The sequence below is a fragment of the Vibrio sp. 10N.222.49.A3 genome, from assembly GCF_041475145.1.
Classification (GTDB): domain Bacteria; phylum Pseudomonadota; class Gammaproteobacteria; order Enterobacterales; family Vibrionaceae; genus Vibrio; species Vibrio tasmaniensis_A.
The window spans coordinates 49,766-68,200 of sequence record NZ_JBFRVM010000037.1 but is presented as its reverse complement, the minus strand read 5'-3'; the positions used below and the strand labels follow the sequence as shown (position 1 = coordinate 68,200).

Genomic DNA, 18,435 nt, shown 5'->3' with positions numbered 1-18,435 from the left:
ATAATATCACTCCATTCATTTTATACAGGTTATCTCAGGTCTCGATGTTAGAAAAATTCACAACAAAAGCGCCTAAAACAACGTTACCGCCGAAATAGCGGTAACGTTGTTTGGTAGCAGATAAAGATTAAAGAATCACGTCTACATTATCGTCCTCAATATTTACAAGGAGTTTCACTTCACTTCCCATTGCCGACGGATACCAGACTTCAACCCATACTTTATCTACATGATTGGGTAAAAGGAGAGTTGTAGAGAACTCAATATCTTGATTGATTGGGCTCCTCAGCACTTGTGAGGTGTAATCGACAACATCACCATTGAATTCTGTATAAATACTCATAAAACCTCGAGAACTTTGCGAGCTTGCTACGTCAACGTTTACAGACACTTCTCTCTCCGTAGAAAAATCAAAACCTTCCGGTATAGATAACTCAGATGATTTAATAGACTGCGGTATCACTACTGGAGCAGGTGTCACCACGTTATTGCTACCAACGGTCGAATTACTCGGAGGAGTGACGGGGACCGGAGCCGTAGTATTGCTCGGAGGAGCGACAGCACTTGGAGATGAAGCGGTACTATCACCTCCACCTCCGCCGCCACAAGCTGAAAGGAATACAAAGCCTACACCACTCAAAATTAGTTTGATTGTTTTCATAAATCCTCCTGATTAATCTTCCGTTGACCAAGTTTTGTTGGCGTTAGGGTTTTGGTACCACGTTGGTTTTGAAGCACCGCCTGATGTAGCCCACTCAGCAAATTCGGGGTACACCTCACTAACATCAATGTATTCTGATGGATGATTCCAAGGTGATGAAATTAAGATACCCCAAGGCATGTTTTGTGTCGTTCGGTAATATTTATCACTAGACGGGTCTGAATCATCTTGTGCAATACCATAGAAATCACTCACTAACGTGCCACGCGACGTTGGTGGGAAGTCCGCAGTATGGATTTCTAAGTCTTTCCCTGGCGATGTAGAGAAACTGTCACCATGGTAATAACCCGCTCCCGCACCAAAGATGAATGGGTCGAAGCCACTTAATGGCATCAGTGAACTCGCTGTGGGCTCGTTTCCAGAAGCAAACGGCAGAGAAATACTGAACGTCATTTGGTCAGCTTCTAAAGTCAGACTACAAGAAGGGTTAGTGCGGTGGAACATACACTCACCGTTAATCGGCAGATCATTTTTTAGGTTCAACGACGCGACAACAACGAGGTCTCCTCCTGGCGATGCAACACTTTTGTCTTCACCCGTAAACGGCGAAATATTTACCCGAGTCGCGCCATTCTTTTGCACTCGAGCCGTTTGAAGATCGACATCTGACTCATCGAAGCCATCAAGCTTCCATCCCAGTCCATTACCATAAGAAGCACCGTAGGCCATTATGGTTCCCGTAATATCCATTCGAAGCACTGCGTCCTCTTTACTTAAAATGGTGGTGCGGTAGTAAACCACAACGTCATTTAAGTCGAAGTCACCAACTTCTGGCCAATTATCTTCGAAGGCCGCTGTATAGTAATTCGAATGTTGAACCGTTGTGCCAGGATCCGTAACGTTAAACACGTAGTCCTCAACTTCACCATCACCAACATAACCGTCACTCGGAATGTTAGGGCTACTCGCTAAACGGAATCGAGTTTGTACGCTCCCAACGACAGCATCATCACCCACTCGAATAGGGACGACTTGGCTTCCATCTACAACAGAATGATTTTTTAGTATCTGCTCGTCATCCTCAAAAGATCCATTCATATCCCAGTCAGCCCAAGCTTGCAGATAACCACTCCCCACAACGTTGACATTAATTAAACTGTCTAAGCCAACTTCAAGGTTCGTCAACAATGTAATTCCGTCCTCATCATTTCCGCCAACATCCAAATCATCGCCGTTGGATGATGCACCAGGTTGGCCATCTGTATCGGCATCAACACTAGCACCTAAGTACAGTGTGGAAGATATCGCATGCTCAGCACCGTTACTCGCCTGCAACGTTCCATAACTATCAGGAGCGTCACCAAAATCAGATTCATCTGAACTTTCTATTGGCGTAGTAAACCCAGATAAGTCCCAGTTACCGTCAAATGCCGAGAAAATCGGGTTGGGGAAACTACTGCTACTGCTCGTAACCGTTTCAAATTGTAGAGTTACAATCGAGGTATTCTTGTAGGTGAATTTTACAGCACCGGAAGTGTCGGTTTCCGAATAGTTCGTACCTGACCCGGTGAATAGAACCGACGTTCCATCGGCACTCTCTTCCGCCGTCAAACTCGCGCTAGCACTACCAAGTTGATAACTGTAGAAACCTTCACTTTTAAACACTCTTACTTGCTCCGACTGCACGGGTTCGCCATCAATGTCATAGCCAATCATGTCAAATTCGGGAAGTGTATAAGGCACTGAGAACGTACCTGAGAGTCCATCCGTACCATCATAAAATTCAAAGGTATAGGTTAGACCTGCAGAGCCCGCAGAGTTAGTTTGATAGAGAAAACCAATATCTCCTGAGGGTTGTGTTGCACCAACTTTGTAGTTAGGAGCATGAAACAAAAATGTCGCATCACCGAACACACTACTAGACACTTTGGCATCTATTGTTTTTCCATCATGTGTACCAACATTGAGGAAGTGCATCGAAGATCCATCATAGGTTGGCCCAGCCCACGAACTGCTGCCGTTCGTCGCCTCTACATGATTTGAAAAGTCCAAATCTACCGTCGTTGCATAGACAGGGGCACTGGCAACTGCCGTCATAAGATAAATAACTTGCTTGTATTTCATAGTAAACCTCAACTTCTTCTTCGCATGAGCGATTTCCTTGAAAAGTGTGTGAACTCTGAACGGCAAGTTAAAGAAGCGTCTCAGTTAACTCTGAAACAAACTATTCGCATCTTTGTTGATTGTGTTGGTGCCGATAACGCGAGCTGCTTAATACAAAGAAGCAAAAGAGAAGCCAAGTTTCCGATCGTTTTAAAACCACTGTATAACATTGAAAAGTAAGACTTATTTTTCTAAATTTAAATGACAGTCAGAATGAAACGGTCTTTTCTTCAAAATAAGAATCAATTTGATGAGAGGTTAGTCAACTTGAAAGTCTGTTAGATAAGGAAACGTTCTATGCTGGTTGGAAACGGATAGGTTGTTTACGGACTGGAGGCGTTTTGCTTAAAACTAAAATTACGATGGGTTAGCTCAACTAAAGGAGGGAGGAAATATTGTTGGTTCATGGTGAACAAAACTGTTTAAAACATTCTACTTTTAAACAGTTTTGATTTATTAAAAGGGTTACAGCATTTCCTTTGCGATTAAATGCAGCAAAAAGGTTTCACGTTCAATGCTCATGCCTTTTTTAGGGCTCTCAGCCATGGTCTTTTCGTTGTGAGCGATCGCTTCATGGATATTCATCCACACCGGTTTCATCCCGTTTTTCACTTCGTAGTCTTCGTAAGCTGTTTCGCCAAGCTCACGATCAATCTTGCATGAGTAGCAGTAAGAAATCATGAGCATTATATCCGCGTCATCTTTATACCAAGGACGAAACTCTTCAAAAATACCGAACGGTTTAATACTGTGAATGTTCTTTGCACCCGTTTCTTCTTCAAGCTCACGGACCATACCTGCGATCACATCTTCACCGTCATCCAAACCACCACCAGGAATGGTGTAGTCGTGATAACGCTCTGTATAAAGCATCAAAATGTCTTCGCCATCTAACACAATCGCACGTGCAGCATTGCGCTTATATACCGTCTTATTGTCTAGGTGATCGATATCAGGGTGAATAGTGGTTTTTAGGTGTCTCATGATTCTGACTGCTCTACTGAATTTGGCGGCATCATATCATAATCATCAATAGATTCGACGTTCTCCGTCCCCTGAAAGAACACATAACCTCTGCTTTTGATCGCTGTTCCCCCACTGCTATCTAGTAGAAATAACCATCAAGTAGCACCTTATTGACGGAGGCCGTTCCTGTTAGAGCACCAGCTATGCCAGCATGATCAAACACTCAAAAATCCGTTAAAAATAGCGAAATATCAACCTATTTCAATATCTTGACCAAATTAGAACAACCTTTTCTGAAATCTAAAATATACTAGTTTCATAGAGCTTCTAATCTGGTTCTGTAGAACTTAACGCATTCGATTATAGAGTTATCACGTAGGAGATAAACATGAAGAAAATTGGTTTGATGGCTGTATTTGCCGTTGTGTTGGGCGGTTGTGCAAACGACTATGCAGAATATAGCGAAGGCCAACGTGTTTCAGTGGCTAACCCAGCTGCGGTTTATTGTGTTCAACAAGATGGTGAATTAGACACCGTAACTGAAAACAATCAACGCACTACTTATTGTGTATTTGATGACGGTGAACGTATCGAACAGTGGGAATACTACCGCAACAACCATGAGCAAAAAGAAGAAAGCTAAGCTGCGACATCGTGAACTGTTGACGTAACACCTATACACGACGTTGACCCTTCACTAATGCCACCCTGTCAAATGACATGACATTAGGTAAACTGTTCGCTATCGAGCGGTCGGTTTACCTTACTATACACATCAACTTTGTACACACATCACCTTTGGGCTACCTATCTGTATTACTAATATTGGTGTTTTCGCTATCTCCACCAGCGATGTGTGTGATCTAATTCTGGATCTAAATAACGATTCAATAAAGTCAGGTTAGTATCGAGCAATGCTAGGTACTCCCTAACTTTTTCTATGTCGATTCCGACTGGGGTATTTTGGATGCAGGTCTCCAACACTGGAAGCAAGCTTTCTACGATATCAAAATGAGATGAACGCCCGACTAACTCCTTTGCCGCTAACAAGGCTTCCAAAGACAATCTTTCTGGCTCTCGTCTTACTGAATCCAAATCCCTCTTAAATGCACCCACAGAGACACCTTCAAGATAGACTCGGTAGGTCGTCAGAGCATCCATTAACAGAAACAATTGCCCTTGCTCTGTTTGATGAGGGTATGGCACTGCGACATGAGCCTCTCGCTGAGGATCTATTTGTAGTTCCACTCCAAGTGCAGAGCACTTCTCGACCAAAACCTTAAGCAAACCTTGCTCGTCCATCAGCGATTGAATCTCGAAGATACGTTGTAAGTGGTAGTCATTAGAAACGAACGTCACCGTCACACTCTGCCCGCGTGTAAACAGCCCACTTTCAATCATCTCTGAGGCCAAGTTTTGAATGTTCTCAACCGTATTTGTCGAATGCTGCTCAAGTAAAACCGCCCCTATGGGAAACGGATACTCACGTTGATTTTCAAGCTCTCGAAAATACTCGTGCATCATATCGGCTTCAGAAACGGTTTGGCCTTGTGTCACCCCACCACAGAACGCCACAGCCGTTTGCTGGTTCGACTCTTCAGCCAAAGGCCCAGCCAGATACTCAACTAAAGCATCAACTCGACTGATTCCTTCATTAGTCAATTTATTCTCATTAAGTCGCTTACCTAGCACAATAAGGAGGTGAATAATGCTCATTTTATGTTCAAGTCTCGTTTTAGTGATTAGATGGAGTGAATTATGTATACAATACTTATTAACAAAAGTATTTTGAAATTCTTACATGTTGCTATCAATAATGCTCACTATTGATAGCAACATCTCGGGTCATACAAGAATAGACGTGTCGCTTTAAAGCAAACATAGCACGCTCTTGTATTTCATCGCTCTATGCTTGCTCAACACGAGTTTCAATAAAAGAGACCTTTAAAGCAAAGAGCCAGCTCAATCGAATAACTGTTTCAGCCAAAGAACTGCTTCACCCAAAGAACAGGTTCACTCACAGAAGTGGAACTAACGAAATACAAATTTTACACAGAGTTCGTTCATCGAACCGTCTTCACAGGAAGTTACTATGCTGTCTATTTTTGATATCTACAAAATTGGGGTTGGACCGTCCAGCTCCCACACAAATGGACCAATGATCGCTGGGTTTAACTTTACCCAAAAAATTGATGCTCAGCTTACACAAGTAGAGCGTATTCAAATCGACTTATACGGCTCGTTATCATTAACGGGTATTGGTCACCATACAGACAGAGCAACCTTATTAGGTTTACTCGGCAACCGCCCCGACACCATTAAAATTACCAGTGCTAACAAAGCAATGCGTAAAGCAATTGAAGATAAGTCTCTACTGGTTAGCGGTAACCATGAAATTCACTTCGACGTAGAAAGCGACTTGCTGTTCCATAAAACCAACCTTCCGCTGCATGAAAATGGCATGACCATCTCTGCTTTTGACGCAAGCGGTAGTCTTTTAGAGATGGAAACATATTACTCAATTGGTGGTGGCTTTATCGCAACCGCTGATGAGCTACAAAATGGCAAGCAAGAAGCGAAAACGCAAGTTGAGTTCCCTTTTACTTCTGCTGACCAGCTACTTGAATTATCAGAGCAACAAGGACTTAGCCTTGGAGGCTTAATCCTGCGTAATGAAGTGTCTTTCCAAGGTATGGATGCGATTGACCAGAAAGCCGACCAAATCTGGAAGGTGATGTCTCTGTGCATGCAGCGAGGCTTCGACACCGAAGGCATCCTTGATGGCGGTCTTGAAGTGACGCGTCGAGCCCCTGCTCTTTTGAAAAAGCTTGAGGCCAATGCTTCGATTGAAAACGATCCAATGGAGATCATGGATTGGATTAACCTATTTGCCTTTGCTGTGAGTGAAGAAAACGCTGCGGGTGGACAAGTCGTAACATCGCCAACTAACGGAGCGGCTGGCGTTATCCCTGCGGTACTAATGTACTACCACCGCTTCATCAAAGAGCTAGACACCAAGCAGTTGAAAGACTTTTTAGCAGTCTCTGGCGCTATTGGCATCTTGTACAAAACCAACGCTTCGATTTCTGGTGCAGAAGTGGGTTGTCAGGGCGAAGTTGGCGTGTCTTCATCAATGGCAGCAGCAGGCTTAACCGCCCTACGCGGTGGTAGCAACGAGCAAATCTGTATTGCAGCTGAAATCGCTATGGAACACTCACTAGGCATGACATGTGATCCGATCGGTGGTCTTGTTCAGGTGCCATGTATCGAGCGCAATGCAATGGGCGCAATGAAAGCCATCAACGCATCACGTATGGCGCTGAAACGCACCAGTAAGTGTCTTATCTCGTTAGACAAGGTTATCGCAACCATGTACCAAACAGGTAAAGACATGAACAAAAAGTACCGTGAAACGTCCTTAGGTGGCTTGGCCGTGATCCACATGGCTCCTCCTTGTGAATAACCGCTAAGAACACGTGTCGAGAAAGCCGCTGTAGAGACGGCATTCTCGTAAACGTCGTTTTCGATACCCAAACAGAGCCAGCCACCAAGCTGGCTTTTTTATTGGCTAAAATCCAACAGCTAATTGAAAGTGATACTCACTTGAATATTTTACAAGATTACCACCCGTAACTTTCCTTTCTTGGCTCGCGGATTAGCAACAAATAAATCTGACCGACATTTACACAACCATCCACTAGCAAAATCTAATATTGCATATTTAACGCATGAGAAAAATGAATCGCCCGATAAGAAAAGATATAGAGAGCAAAGTAACGAACACAGCAAATGTTTCATTTTATGTATTGCTATTAATGATATTATAATTGGGTAATTACACTACATATCAACACAAATGTGAGAATAAAATAATGTGGAATAGATTAAACAAATCAATGATGTTCTGCCAGATGATGTTCGGACTTTCGTTCTATGGCGTCATGGTGATCTTGACTCGTTTCTTCCTTGAAGATCTGAACTACAACGAAGCCGACACCATGATGGTTGTTGGTGCTTTCTCTGCAATCGGGCCGCTATTTGCTATCGCAGGCGGTTTCATCGCCGACAAATTTTTAGGCGCATACCGATCATTGACCATTGCCTTTCTCGGATTCGCAAGTGGTTACGGTCTACTAGTACTCGGTGCCGCAGCGACTAATGTTCCAATGGCATTATGTGGTATTGCTTTAGCGAGTTATGCGCGTGGTTTGATGTCCCCTTCTTACCCAAGTCTTTACAAACGCACGTTCAAAACTCAAGAAGATTTCGAAAATTGCTACCCAATCAACTACTCAGTAAACAATATTGGTGCTCTATTAGGTCAATACTTGTTCCCAATGCTAGTGCTAGTTGTCGGTTTCCACGGTGGCTTCCTTCTTTCAGGTGTTCTAGCCGGTGCTGCACTTCTGATGATGCTCTTTGTTCGCAAAGGCCTTGTTGAAGCAAGTGCTGAAATCGATCAACAACCAGTTAGCACGAAAAACTGGGCTGCGTTCCTCGGTCTTTCTGCTGCAATGATTGGCTTGGTATTCTTCATGTTTTCTAACATGGATATTGGCCAGAACATCGTTTACGCGATCGGCGCGGCAGCAATCATCTACTTTGTCTCTTTGATGATGAAATCGAAGAAATCAGACATGCTGAAAATGGGTACTATCTTAATCATCACATTCCTGACGACATGCTTCTTCGTGTACTACGGCCAAATGATGACGTCGATGACAATGGTAGCGATCAACACAATGCGTGGCGATCTACTGGGCTTCATCCCTGTAGCCCCAGAAGCTTCAATGGCAATGAACCCACTTTGGTGTATGGTTGCAGGCCCTATTATTACGGGTATCTTCTCTAAGCTAGAAAAGAAAAACATTCACTTCTCTACCGCAACCAAAGTAGGTTTCTCTTTCATTCTGACGGCGATCGCTTTCGGTATCTTAACGATGGCAGTAACGACCGTAGGTGAAGATATTCTGATTCGCCCTGAAGTGTTCTTAGCAATCCACTTCTTCCTGGCATTTGGTGAAGTTATTGTTGGTTCTATGGTTGTAGCCTTCATTCTGTCTGTTGCACCTAAGCACATCGAGAACTTCTCAGTAAGCTTATTCTCTGTAGCAATCGCAATGTCAGGTATTGTTGGTGCCGTATTCTCAACGTCTATTGCACTTGAGAAAGGCCAAGAGATCACACAAGAGATCGTTCAAACGGTTTACGGTGATTACTTCCAAATGCTGACTGTTTTAGCGGTTGTAATGGTGGGTATCGCAATGGCAGCATCGTTCATTATTCGTAAGATGCTAGACGCAGCGAAAGCCGCAGATGAGACGATTGAACTAGAGCAAGCAAACAGCTAATTCTGCTCACGTTAAATAGCTATAACACTTCAAGCCCTCTAGTTTTCTAAAGGGCTTTTTTGTCGGTATGGATGCCAGGGTAAATAGATTGGTGATTCAAGTTACGTTGCGCTGTGTAAATCAAAGTAAATGATAACTATTAGTATTGAGTGTTTTTTAGTTCAAGATTATGATGTCGGAATCAAAACCTAAGAGAGCCTTATATGAGCAAGCCTAGCCCTATCACATTAACTGTTACTCAAACCTCAACCATTACACCGAACATGCAGCGTATAACGCTTTGCGGTGAAGGATTAAGTAAGTATCCAACCGAATGTGCCGGCGGCTACATCAAGCTTTTATTCTCGCCACTCGGCACAACCGATTTAAGCCAACTAAATGACGGTGAGCGCCCAATCATGCGTACTTACACCATTCGTCAGTACAATGCTGTTGAACAATTTATTGAGGTTGATTTCGTTCGCCACATCACTACAGATTTGCAATGTGGTTTCGCTGCAAGATGGGCAATGAACGCAGAAGTGGGTGACACAATTTCAGTGGCTGGCCCAGGTTTAATTCAAGGACTTAACCTAGAGTCAGACTGGTTCTTCTTAGTTGCAGATATGACATCCCTACCTGCGCTTTCTGCAAAAGTAAAATCGCTTCCAGAGCACGCCGTAGGGCACGCCGTCATCCAGATCAATTCAACAGCAGATAAACAAACGCTTGAAGCACCTCAAGGTATAAAAGTCACTTGGTTAATTGAAGATGAAACTGAAGAAACACTTTCACAAACGGTTCGCAATTTAGAATGGTTAGACGGTCAGGTTTCGATTTGGACAGCGTGTGAATTTGAAAGCATGCGCGAGCTGAGACAATACTTCCGAAACGAAAAAGAAGTCGCGAAAGAGAACATCTACATCAGCAGTTATTGGAAGCGTGGCGTCACTGAAGACGGCCACAAAGTGTTGAAGCAACAAGATGCTCAAGCTTTAGTGGGTTAAGTCTGTTACCACATACATCTTTTGCCAGATAAATAAAAAACGCCCTTAGCGAAGTTCGTCTCGTTAAGGGCGTTTTAGTTTGAATCCGATGAAGCTCAAAGCCGAAGTGTAAGATTAAATACTCTCTCCCACTTCAATCTCATAACCGAGATCCAGCTTCGCGACCCATTCTTTATTGCCTTGTAAACGCGCTACAACTTGCTGTGCAGCGACTTTACCAATCTGCTCCCTTGGTGTTACTACAGTCGCTAAACGAGGCGTCATCGCCACTGTGATGTCGTGTCCGTGGAAACCTGCAATCGCCATCTTCTCGGGTACTTGAATACCACGTCGTACGCATTCGTAAAAAGCACCAATGGCCAAATCATCGTTAGTACAGAAAATACCATTCACTTCAGAGTGCTTATCAAGTAACTCACCAATCAGTTTTGCGCCTAAAGTAAACGAGGACGCGTCTTCCGTTTGCAGCGTTACTGGCGTTTTGTCGGCTTCTTGCATCGCATGCTCATATCCCGCCATTTTCAAGCGAGTACGTTCATCCATTCGAGCAGCCAAATAAGCGATATTGGTACGCCCTCGATCGAGCATGGTTTTGGTCATCGCTCTAGCCGCTTCAAAGTTATCAAAGCCCACTGCTTGTTCGATACGGGGAGACACCGAATCCATAATTTCAATCACAGGAATAGAAACAGTCTGCAGCATTTTACGCGCTCTATCTGTGTGCACATTTTCTGACAGGATAATCGCGTCAACGTTGTAAGAAAGCAGTGAAGCGATGCTTCGCTCTTCCAGTTCTGCGCTATAGCCATAGTGGGCAATCATGGTTTGGTAGCCTGCAGGCGCGGTGACTTGTTCAATGCCACGGATAACTTCGGCGAAAACTTGGTTAGTTAACGAGGGAACAAGAACACCGATAGCATTGCTTTTTGCGTTAGAAAGAATGTCTGGCGCACGATTAGGGATGTAACCTAACTCGTCGACTGCAGCGCTGATCTTATCTCGCAGTGCTTCTGATACCTGTGAAGAGTCTCTTAGACAGCGACTGACGGTCATTTTGGTGACACCAACTAGGTTGGCAACATCTTGTAATGTGGGACGTTTTTTCTTATTCGACATAATTAGTAATTATTATTTTTGAGTTATGTTACTGGTAACAGTGTATCCGACTGACGTGGAATTTGAAGCCTAATTTAGTAAAATGTTGATACAGCGTCATAATTACAAACGCCCTCTTGTTGAGGGCGTTATTGATTGTTTAAGCGTTCACTTTTACTTCAGTTCTTGGAGACTGACTCCAAGTCACGTGAAACTTTTCAGCTTCATCTCTATCGACTCGCGAATAAGTATGAGAACCAAAATAGTCACGTTGCGCTTGCAGCAGATTTGCAGGCAACACCTCACAACGTAATGAGTCGAAGTAACTCAGAGCAGAGCTGATTCCCGGCATCGGCACACCATACAGAGCTGAGTTCGCTACCGCGATGCGCCAAGCAAGCTCACGCTCTTCCACTTGTTTGATGAAAGCCTCATCAAATAACAGGTTCTCAAGCTCACTATTTTGTTGGTAAGCCGATGTGATACTTTGCAAGAATGCTGCACGAATAATACAACCTGCTCGCCAGATCTTAGCTATTTGAGTGAAATCGAGATTCCAACCTTCTTTGTCTGACGCTGTCTTCAATAAATCAAAACCTTGGGCATAAACAGACAGTTTGGCGCAATATAGGGCATCGTGAAGCTCAGAAATAACCTCTGTTTTATCCAGCTGACTCTTATCCACAATATTGCCTTTCAAGAGTTTACTACCCTGAACTCGCTGTGACTTTTGGCCGCTCATCGCGCGTGAATAAACCGCTTGAGCAATGGTTGGGGTTGGACACCCTTCTTGAAGGCTGTTAACTGCCGTCCACAAACCCGTACCTTTCTGCCCTGCTTTATCAAGCACAACCTCAACGAACGGCTTACCCGTTACAACATCTTCTTGTTGAAGAATATCGGCACTGATTTCCATCAGGTAACTATTAAGTACACCGTTGTTCCATTGTTCAAAGACTTGTCCAACCTCTTGAGCTGGCATATCAAGCACATCACGCATGAACTGGTAAACTTCACAAATTAGCTGCATGTCGGCATATTCAATACCGTTGTGTACCATTTTCACATAGTGCCCTGTGCCAGAAGGACCAACATACGCCGCGCACGCTTCACCCGCTTCAAACTGAGCAACCGGTAGTCCACTCGCATCCACTTTTGCAGCAATCGCTTCCCACATCGGTTTCACATATTGCCAAGCCGATTGGTCACCACTGGCCATGAGCGCAGGGCCAACACGAGCGCCTTCTTCACCACCAGACACTGCGGTGCTGAAAAAACGAAGCTTACCTTTGTAATTCTGTTCACGCGTTTCGGTATCTGTCCATAAGCTGTTACCCGTATCGATAACAATATCGTCGCTCTCCAAACCTGCATCAAGCAGATTATTTACGACGATATCGACAGGTTTTCCGGCAGGAACCGATAACGCGATAACACGTGGTTTCGCTAACCCCTGAAGAATGTCTTCAAGATTAACACCACTAGTAAAGAGGCCTTTTCCTTCAAATGTCTCATTGAGCTGCTTCGCTTCAGAGCTAGCACGCTCAATGTTGTCTGTATTGAGGTCAAAGCCTGCGACATTAAAGCCGTTATCAAGTAGGTTGAGTGCCAGGCTTTTACCCATCACTCCTAAACCAATCATCGCAATGTCATTTTTTGTCTGAGTCATGGTTTAGCCTATCTGCTTAATTTGTTTGAGTGCACTTTCTACTACCTGTTCAACATCTTGTGAGATATCAACAAACAACGCCTCGCCTTCACTCGGTTCAACCAAGGTTGCGAATTGGCTTTTCAACATTTCTTGACCATTGAAGTAATGGTTCTCACGCGCTTTATGGCGGTTCCAAATAGTGTCGAAGCTACCTTGTAGGTACACGATAACTAAGCCTTCATTGTTCTTTCGTAGAATGTCGCGGTATTGTGGTTTCAATGCAGAGCAAGCAATCACAGCACTTGGTTGTTCAATGTATTGCTTGTTAAGTGTTTCTAGCCATCCTTGACGATCTTCGTCAGTCAGCGGAATACCTTGGCGCATTTTTTCTACATTGCTTTGCGGATGGAAGTCATCGCCATCAAAGAATTGAAGATCTAAAGCCTGTGCGATACGGCTACCAATCAGGCTTTTTCCGCATCCAGATACGCCCATCACGAGTATTTTTTTGCTTTTCATAAGGCAAGCCTTCCCTAAGCCCCAACCAAAACTGGGGCTGACAATCGAATCTAATAGTTAAACTTGTGTTGCTGCTGATCGGTTCCTGAGCGTTAAATTCACTCTGGAACCTTCGTTGTTATTGCCACCAAAGCGCGAGCTGAGGGAAGATAATAACCAGTGCCAGTACCAATACTTGAAGTGCAATGAACGGCAGTAGTGAAGAGAAAATCTCACCTAAGCTGATGTCTTTTGGTGCTACTGATTTCAAGTAGAATGCCGCAGGACCAAACGGCGGTGACAAGAACGACACCTGCATGTTTAGGCAGAACACAACGCCGAACCATACTGGGTCAAAACCAAGGCCAGTGATGATTGGAACGAAGATTGGCATTGTTAGAAGTGCTACACCTACCCAGTCAAGGAACATGCCTAGTACCAACAAAATAGCCATCATGATTAATAGCGTTACTGTCGCGTTACCGCCACTGAGCGCAAGGATGGTTTCTTCAACAAAATCAATGCCGCCCATCAGGTTGTAGATACCAACCAATGCGCTTGCACCGATACCAATCCACATGATCATGCCGCAGGTACGCATGGTTGCGATGGCACTCTCTTTCAGCATGTTGTAGTTCAGCTCACCACGGATTAGTGCACTGATCATGATGCCAACTACACCCAAAGCAGACGCTTCTGTTACTGATGCGATACCTGTGTAGATACTGCCCAAAACCGTTGCGACAGAAAGCAATGGGAAGAACAGAGCTTTGAAGTAACTTGGCTGATTGGCGATGTCTTCTTCTGTCTCATCATCACTTGGAATTGGCGCAAGAGAAGGGTTGAGCTTACAGCGAACCAGCACGTAGCCGATGTAACAGCCAGCAAGAATAAACGCTGGTAAGAATGACGCTTTAAACAGGTCGCCAATCGATACGCTGGCTGTCATACCGTAGATGATCAGTACGATACTTGGTGGAAGCATGGTACCAAGTGCGCCACCCGCACAGGTTGTACCGATAGCAAGCTTACGGTCATAACCCAAGCGAAGCATTTGTGGCAGTGCAAGAATACCCAGTAGTACCGTTTCACCACCGATAACGCCTGACATCGAAGCCAATAGAACCGCAACTAGTAGCGTTTGAACTGCAACACCACCACGAACCTTACGGCCGACAGATTTCATTGCATCAAACAGGTCTCGCGCGATACCCGAACGGTCTAATAAAGCCGCCATCAATACGAACATGGGAACGGCAAGGAAAACATAACCAGAAGCAAAGCTGTAGGTACGGCTTGCGATCAAAGGCAGGGCATCAGGACCAAACCAACATAGAGTGAAGAAAATCGCGACAAAGCCTGTTACGAACGCTAGCTGCATACCGGTCAGTAGCAAGCCAATCATCATAACCAGCATGAGCAAACTGCCCCATGCGATACCAATAGAAGATAAATCAAACATCGTCATTCTTCCTTAGACCCATCAACTCTTGGATTAGGTGCAATACAAACTGGACAACAAGAACACACAAAACGACAAAAATCAGGCCTTTCAGCAACGCAGGATAAGGCGCGTTTAACACTGAACCTGATGTTTCAAGGCGGAATTCACCCCATGGTGCAAACCACGCTTCTTCCGCAGTGAAGTAAGCCGCGTAAGCGAGCATGCCAGCAAAGGCTAAACCAACAATGTGGTGAACAAGATTAAGATATTTGCGTGCTTGGTTAGACACTGAATCGTAGATAAGAACCACACGTACATGCTTATTCGCAGCAAACGCGTAGATACCACCAATAATGAATAAAGAACCACCGATGAAAGAAGCTGTTTCATGTACCCATGTGGTCGGGGCATCGAATGCGTAACGCATCACAACTTCATAAAATGAAATCAATACAGTAAAAATAAACAACCAGCTCACGAGATTACTGAACTTTATAACAAAACGATCAAGCGCATTTCTTGGTTGCTCGTCGTTTTCAGCTGGGGCGTGGGGGATTTTATCGGTCATGGGCCAAATTTCCTGGGAGAATACGGGAGAGCAATGCCCTCCCCCGTCAGTAAACTAAGTTTAAGTTACAGCAAGCCGTTTTCTTCTAAGAACACAGTCACTGAAGTGTAAACTTTTCCTGCGTTATCAGAACGCTCGGCAAATACCTTCCATTGGCCTTTCGCGATTTCACGGAACTTCTTACGCTCTTCTTGAGACCAGTCGTGGATAGTAATTTCAGGGTTCGCTTGAGCTTCTTTAAGCGCAGCTTGGTCAGCCATTTTCAGCTGAGTTGTCATGTCGTAAGAGAAGTCACGAACTGACGTTTGCAGCATTGTTTGTAGATCAGCTGGCATCTTGTCCCACTTCTTCTGAGAAATAGAGATATCGATAAGCGGCAATGAGTGGAAGCCAGGTTGAACTGGATGTGTTGCAATATCGTTCATGCCCGCTTTTTGGTTGGTAGAAAATACCGTGTAGTCCGCAGCATCAATTACGCCTTTGCTTAGGCCAGTAAATACTTCAGAACCCGGCAGGTTTACTGGAGTCGCACCCGCCGCTGCAAATACTTGTTGAACTAGGCCTTCAGGCGCACGTAATTTCAGGCCTTTAAGATCCGCAACACCATCGATTGGCTTTTTAGAAATGAAAGATTCAACACCCGTCGTAGAAGCACCAACAAATTGAACACCGTAAGGCTTGTACAGTTCGGTCATTAGCTCATTACCACCACCGTAGTTCATGTACTGAAGCAGTTGTGTTGTGTCTGACCATGCGCCGACCATGTTACCGATAAGACCAAATGCTGGATCTTTACCAGAGAAGTAACCTGTTGCTGTGATGTGACCATCTAGGATGCCCATTTTGATCGCGCCTAGCGTTTCTGTATGCTTAACCACAGCGCCTACAGGCAGAAGATCGATATCAATACGTCCGTTAGACATCGTCTCTACGCGCTCAGCCCACTTCTGCTGAACCTTGAAGTTCAAATCACCAGATGGGTCTGAAGATTGAATTTTAAGTTTAAAGTCTGCAGCCATTGCTGAAGTAGCAAATAGACCAGTGAGGGAGGCAGCAATCAGCGTTTTAGTCAGAGCTTTCATTTGGGTATCCTTATGAGTTTCACAGAGTCCGGTTTGTAATTATATGTTACCGGTAACGTTGAGGTGAATGTTACCGGTAACTTCACAGCCTTGTCTATGAGAAGGATCACATCTTTAACATTAGTAAAACGTTTGCTATCAATAAGAAAAATGCGACTGAAAAGTCACATTATAGGTTGGAGGTAGGATTTAATTTCTTTTTAAGTCAGTGAGATAACTAAGCCAGCAATGATAAAAACGACGCCTACACCACGTGTAACGTGCCACTTTTCCTTTAAAAAGTAGATCCCCATCACTACGCCGAAGATGATACTTACTTGCCTAAGTGCAACAACCAAGCTGACGTTCTCTGTCATAGTCATCGCAAATAACACCAAACCATAAGTCGAAGCCATCATGATGCCGGCCACTGTGGCTTTCTTTCGCAGTATCCAAGCATTAGTAAACTCGATTCTTTGGTTGGTTACGAATAACCAAACACTCAGCGGAATCACAATCGCCCAAAACTGAATGCCTAGGTAGAAAATCGCAGTGTGTTTGTTAGTAACGGTGGGTGTGCTTAGAGGCTCTAATAATAGAAGCGCCTCTTTATCAATGATGGAATAGCCCGTGGTACCAATAGCGGCGATTAACGCCCACAACACGCCGAGGTTGAGATACGCTTTTAACCTAAGATCTGAAAACTGCTTTAGTGGTACAAACATGCAGCCTAATGTTATTAAAGTGAACCCAATCCATTGATTCACTGACAATTCATAGCCGATCAACACCGTGCCTAAACCCACCATCAACACAGGCAGTGCTCGTGCCATTGGGTAAATCACACCGATATCAGCCTGTTTATAGGCCGCGCCTAACCCAATCAAATAGACGATTTGGCAGATCCCACTTAAGAAGACCAGTTGCCAGAATGGAAGTGAGATATTTGACAGCCCTACACTGTGAACATACCAGAGCAAGTAAGGTGTCAATATCGCTGCGGCGGCAAAGCCAGAGGCTAGGAAGAAAGACGAACCCGATCCTTGATTAGATTTACCTAGAACATTCCAACCCGCATGAAGCAAAGCCGAAATAATCACGATTACAATGGCAGAGAATTCCATTTCATTCCTAAATTATTGATGAATTAGCACAACGGCTGACAACCGGTGATAAAAAAGGCCTCCGAATAAGAGACCTTTGATCGTTTCAATTGGGCAATACTGCATAATTGCAGATATGCCAGCATTCTAAAGTATGACTAGCGCTCTAGCTGGGCTATCGACTCAATGCTGATCGCATCATGACGCCAATACTCAATATCGCAGTCAATCAAATCACCGTTCTGATTGTAGTTAACACGCTCAACCACCATAGCAGGAGAGCCAGAAGTCGCACGCAGAGCTTGTGCTGTTTCACCCAGTAATGACGTTGTGCTCACGCGATAACGAATCTTCTGATACACCACGCCAAAGTGCTCTCGGTATATGTCCGTCAACGACTTAGACAAGTCGTAGTCAAGCAAGTTAGGGAACAGTTCAGGTCGAATATAGTTGGTCACATACACAACCGGTCTGTCTTCAAGGTAACGAACTCTGTCTACTCGATAAACATCCGAAAAAGGTTGTAGCTCAAGAAGCTTAGTTGCTTCCTTGGTTGCTAACATGCCTTTCGCTGCCACTAATTCTGTTTTCGGCTTACGATTCTGCGACAAAGCCATATTAGTGAAGTTCAGCGTTTGAGTTGGGTCGTAGCGCAGTGGCGCTGGAGAGATAAACCAACCACGGCGGTCTTCTCGATAAATACGCCCTTCAGCTTCAAGTGAAGACAGCGCTTCACGCAACGTTACTCGTGTTGTATCAAACGATTCAGCCAGTTTGCGCTCCGCAGGCAGCTTCTGTCGTGGCGTTAACATGCCCGACTCTATCTGCTCTACGATGACGTCTTTGATTTTTACGTACTGCACTTCATTTCCTTTTATTCTTGTTCTT

Annotated in this window: 16 protein-coding genes; 4 read left to right on the top strand and 12 right to left on the bottom strand. The window is 44.4% G+C overall.

All coding sequences use genetic code 11. From position 1 onward, the window contains the following. Window positions 1-127: 127 nt before the first annotated feature. From AB4589_RS07680 to AB4589_RS07670, 3 genes are all read right to left on the bottom strand, one after another. Window positions 128-661, bottom strand: a complete 534-nt coding sequence (locus AB4589_RS07680) for a hypothetical protein (protein WP_017098380.1) — start codon at window positions 659-661, stop codon at window positions 128-130. Between the two features lie 12 nt (window positions 662-673). Beyond that, window positions 674-2,785: an LruC domain-containing protein gene (locus tag AB4589_RS07675; RefSeq protein ID WP_372100003.1), complete on the bottom strand. Its 2,112-nt coding sequence runs from the start codon at window positions 2,783-2,785 to the stop codon at window positions 674-676. A gap of 504 nt (window positions 2,786-3,289) precedes the next feature. Next, on the bottom strand, window positions 3,290-3,808 hold the full coding sequence (locus AB4589_RS07670) for an NUDIX hydrolase (RefSeq protein WP_372100001.1): 519 nt from the start codon (window positions 3,806-3,808) through the stop codon (window positions 3,290-3,292). 370 nt (window positions 3,809-4,178) lie between these two features. Here AB4589_RS07670 and AB4589_RS07665 point away from each other — a divergent pair, with 370 nt between their 5' ends. Continuing rightward, a complete protein-coding gene (locus AB4589_RS07665; protein ID WP_009845615.1) occupies window positions 4,179-4,433 on the top strand; it encodes a DUF333 domain-containing protein in 255 nt (84 codons plus the stop codon). A gap of 194 nt (window positions 4,434-4,627) precedes the next feature. On the opposite strand, the gene AB4589_RS07660 is transcribed toward AB4589_RS07665, so the two are convergent. After that, complete coding sequence (locus AB4589_RS07660; protein ID WP_372099999.1) at window positions 4,628-5,506, bottom strand: YdcF family protein; 879 nt, start codon at window positions 5,504-5,506, stop codon at window positions 4,628-4,630. A gap of 376 nt (window positions 5,507-5,882) precedes the next feature. Here AB4589_RS07660 and AB4589_RS07655 point away from each other — a divergent pair, with 376 nt between their 5' ends. The 3 genes from AB4589_RS07655 to AB4589_RS07645 all read left to right on the top strand — a co-directional run bounded on the left by AB4589_RS07655 (window position 5,883) and on the right by AB4589_RS07645 (window position 10,127). Next, window positions 5,883-7,253, top strand: coding sequence for an L-serine ammonia-lyase (locus AB4589_RS07655; protein ID WP_017100653.1), 1,371 nt, complete (start codon window positions 5,883-5,885; stop codon window positions 7,251-7,253). A gap of 409 nt (window positions 7,254-7,662) precedes the next feature. Beyond that, a complete protein-coding gene (locus AB4589_RS07650) occupies window positions 7,663-9,141 on the top strand; it encodes a peptide MFS transporter (RefSeq protein WP_029222987.1) in 1,479 nt (492 codons plus the stop codon). A gap of 203 nt (window positions 9,142-9,344) precedes the next feature. Further along, the gene (locus AB4589_RS07645; protein WP_372099997.1) at window positions 9,345-10,127 is read left to right on the top strand and encodes a siderophore-interacting protein; all 783 of its coding nucleotides are present in this window, start codon (window positions 9,345-9,347) and stop codon (window positions 10,125-10,127) included. 114 nt (window positions 10,128-10,241) lie between these two features. Here the strand turns inward: AB4589_RS07645 and gntR are convergent, their stop codons facing one another. The 8 genes from gntR to phnR form a co-directional block, all read right to left on the bottom strand. Beyond that, the gene (gntR, locus tag AB4589_RS07640) at window positions 10,242-11,243 is read right to left on the bottom strand and encodes a gluconate operon transcriptional repressor GntR (protein WP_372099995.1); all 1,002 of its coding nucleotides are present in this window, start codon (window positions 11,241-11,243) and stop codon (window positions 10,242-10,244) included. A gap of 139 nt (window positions 11,244-11,382) precedes the next feature. Continuing rightward, entirely contained in the window at window positions 11,383-12,891 is a 1,509-nt protein-coding gene (gene gndA, locus AB4589_RS07635; protein WP_372099993.1) for an NADP-dependent phosphogluconate dehydrogenase, read from the bottom strand. A 3-nt stretch (window positions 12,892-12,894) separates the two neighbouring features. Beyond that, on the bottom strand, window positions 12,895-13,392 hold the full coding sequence (locus AB4589_RS07630; protein WP_048608819.1) for a gluconokinase: 498 nt from the start codon (window positions 13,390-13,392) through the stop codon (window positions 12,895-12,897). Window positions 13,393-13,510: 118 nt separating this feature from the next. Then, window positions 13,511-14,833 (bottom strand): TRAP transporter large permease subunit, encoded by a 1,323-nt coding sequence (locus AB4589_RS07625; RefSeq protein WP_135442551.1) that lies wholly within the window; start codon window positions 14,831-14,833, stop codon window positions 13,511-13,513. Next, on the bottom strand, window positions 14,826-15,383 hold the full coding sequence (locus AB4589_RS07620; protein WP_004730132.1) for a TRAP transporter small permease subunit: 558 nt from the start codon (window positions 15,381-15,383) through the stop codon (window positions 14,826-14,828). The genes AB4589_RS07625 and AB4589_RS07620 overlap by 8 nt, the downstream gene beginning before the upstream one ends. A gap of 65 nt (window positions 15,384-15,448) precedes the next feature. Continuing rightward, complete coding sequence (locus AB4589_RS07615) at window positions 15,449-16,465, bottom strand: TRAP transporter substrate-binding protein (RefSeq protein ID WP_009845626.1); 1,017 nt, start codon at window positions 16,463-16,465, stop codon at window positions 15,449-15,451. A 200-nt stretch (window positions 16,466-16,665) separates the two neighbouring features. After that, on the bottom strand, window positions 16,666-17,568 hold the full coding sequence (locus AB4589_RS07610) for a multidrug transporter (RefSeq protein WP_372099990.1): 903 nt from the start codon (window positions 17,566-17,568) through the stop codon (window positions 16,666-16,668). Between the two features lie 137 nt (window positions 17,569-17,705). After that, complete coding sequence (gene phnR, locus AB4589_RS07605; RefSeq protein ID WP_016789432.1) at window positions 17,706-18,410, bottom strand: phosphonate utilization transcriptional regulator PhnR; 705 nt, start codon at window positions 18,408-18,410, stop codon at window positions 17,706-17,708. Window positions 18,411-18,435: the final 25 nt, after the last annotated feature.

Bases quoted from the DNA above. Each gene is read 5' to 3' on its own strand.
- AB4589_RS07615 (WP_009845626.1), bottom strand. From the start codon at position 16,465: ATGAAAGCTCTGACTAAAACGCTGATTGCTGCCTCCCTCACTGGTCTA.
- gntR (WP_372099995.1), bottom strand. From the start codon at position 11,243: ATGTCGAATAAGAAAAAACGTCCCACATTACAAGATGTTGCCAACCTA.
- AB4589_RS07680 (WP_017098380.1), bottom strand. From the start codon at position 661: ATGAAAACAATCAAACTAATTTTGAGTGGTGTAGGCTTTGTATTCCTT.
- AB4589_RS07650 (WP_029222987.1), top strand. From the start codon at position 7,663: ATGTGGAATAGATTAAACAAATCAATGATGTTCTGCCAGATGATGTTC.
- AB4589_RS07660 (WP_372099999.1), bottom strand. From the start codon at position 5,506: ATGAGCATTATTCACCTCCTTATTGTGCTAGGTAAGCGACTTAATGAG.
- AB4589_RS07625 (WP_135442551.1), bottom strand. From the start codon at position 14,833: ATGTTTGATTTATCTTCTATTGGTATCGCATGGGGCAGTTTGCTCATG.
- gndA (WP_372099993.1), bottom strand. From the start codon at position 12,891: ATGACTCAGACAAAAAATGACATTGCGATGATTGGTTTAGGAGTGATG.
- AB4589_RS07610 (WP_372099990.1), bottom strand. From the start codon at position 17,568: ATGGAATTCTCTGCCATTGTAATCGTGATTATTTCGGCTTTGCTTCAT.
- AB4589_RS07655 (WP_017100653.1), top strand. From the start codon at position 5,883: ATGCTGTCTATTTTTGATATCTACAAAATTGGGGTTGGACCGTCCAGC.
- AB4589_RS07665 (WP_009845615.1), top strand. From the start codon at position 4,179: ATGAAGAAAATTGGTTTGATGGCTGTATTTGCCGTTGTGTTGGGCGGT.
- AB4589_RS07620 (WP_004730132.1), bottom strand. From the start codon at position 15,383: ATGACCGATAAAATCCCCCACGCCCCAGCTGAAAACGACGAGCAACCA.
- AB4589_RS07670 (WP_372100001.1), bottom strand. From the start codon at position 3,808: ATGAGACACCTAAAAACCACTATTCACCCTGATATCGATCACCTAGAC.
- AB4589_RS07645 (WP_372099997.1), top strand. From the start codon at position 9,345: ATGAGCAAGCCTAGCCCTATCACATTAACTGTTACTCAAACCTCAACC.
- AB4589_RS07675 (WP_372100003.1), bottom strand. From the start codon at position 2,785: ATGAAATACAAGCAAGTTATTTATCTTATGACGGCAGTTGCCAGTGCC.
- AB4589_RS07630 (WP_048608819.1), bottom strand. From the start codon at position 13,392: ATGAAAAGCAAAAAAATACTCGTGATGGGCGTATCTGGATGCGGAAAA.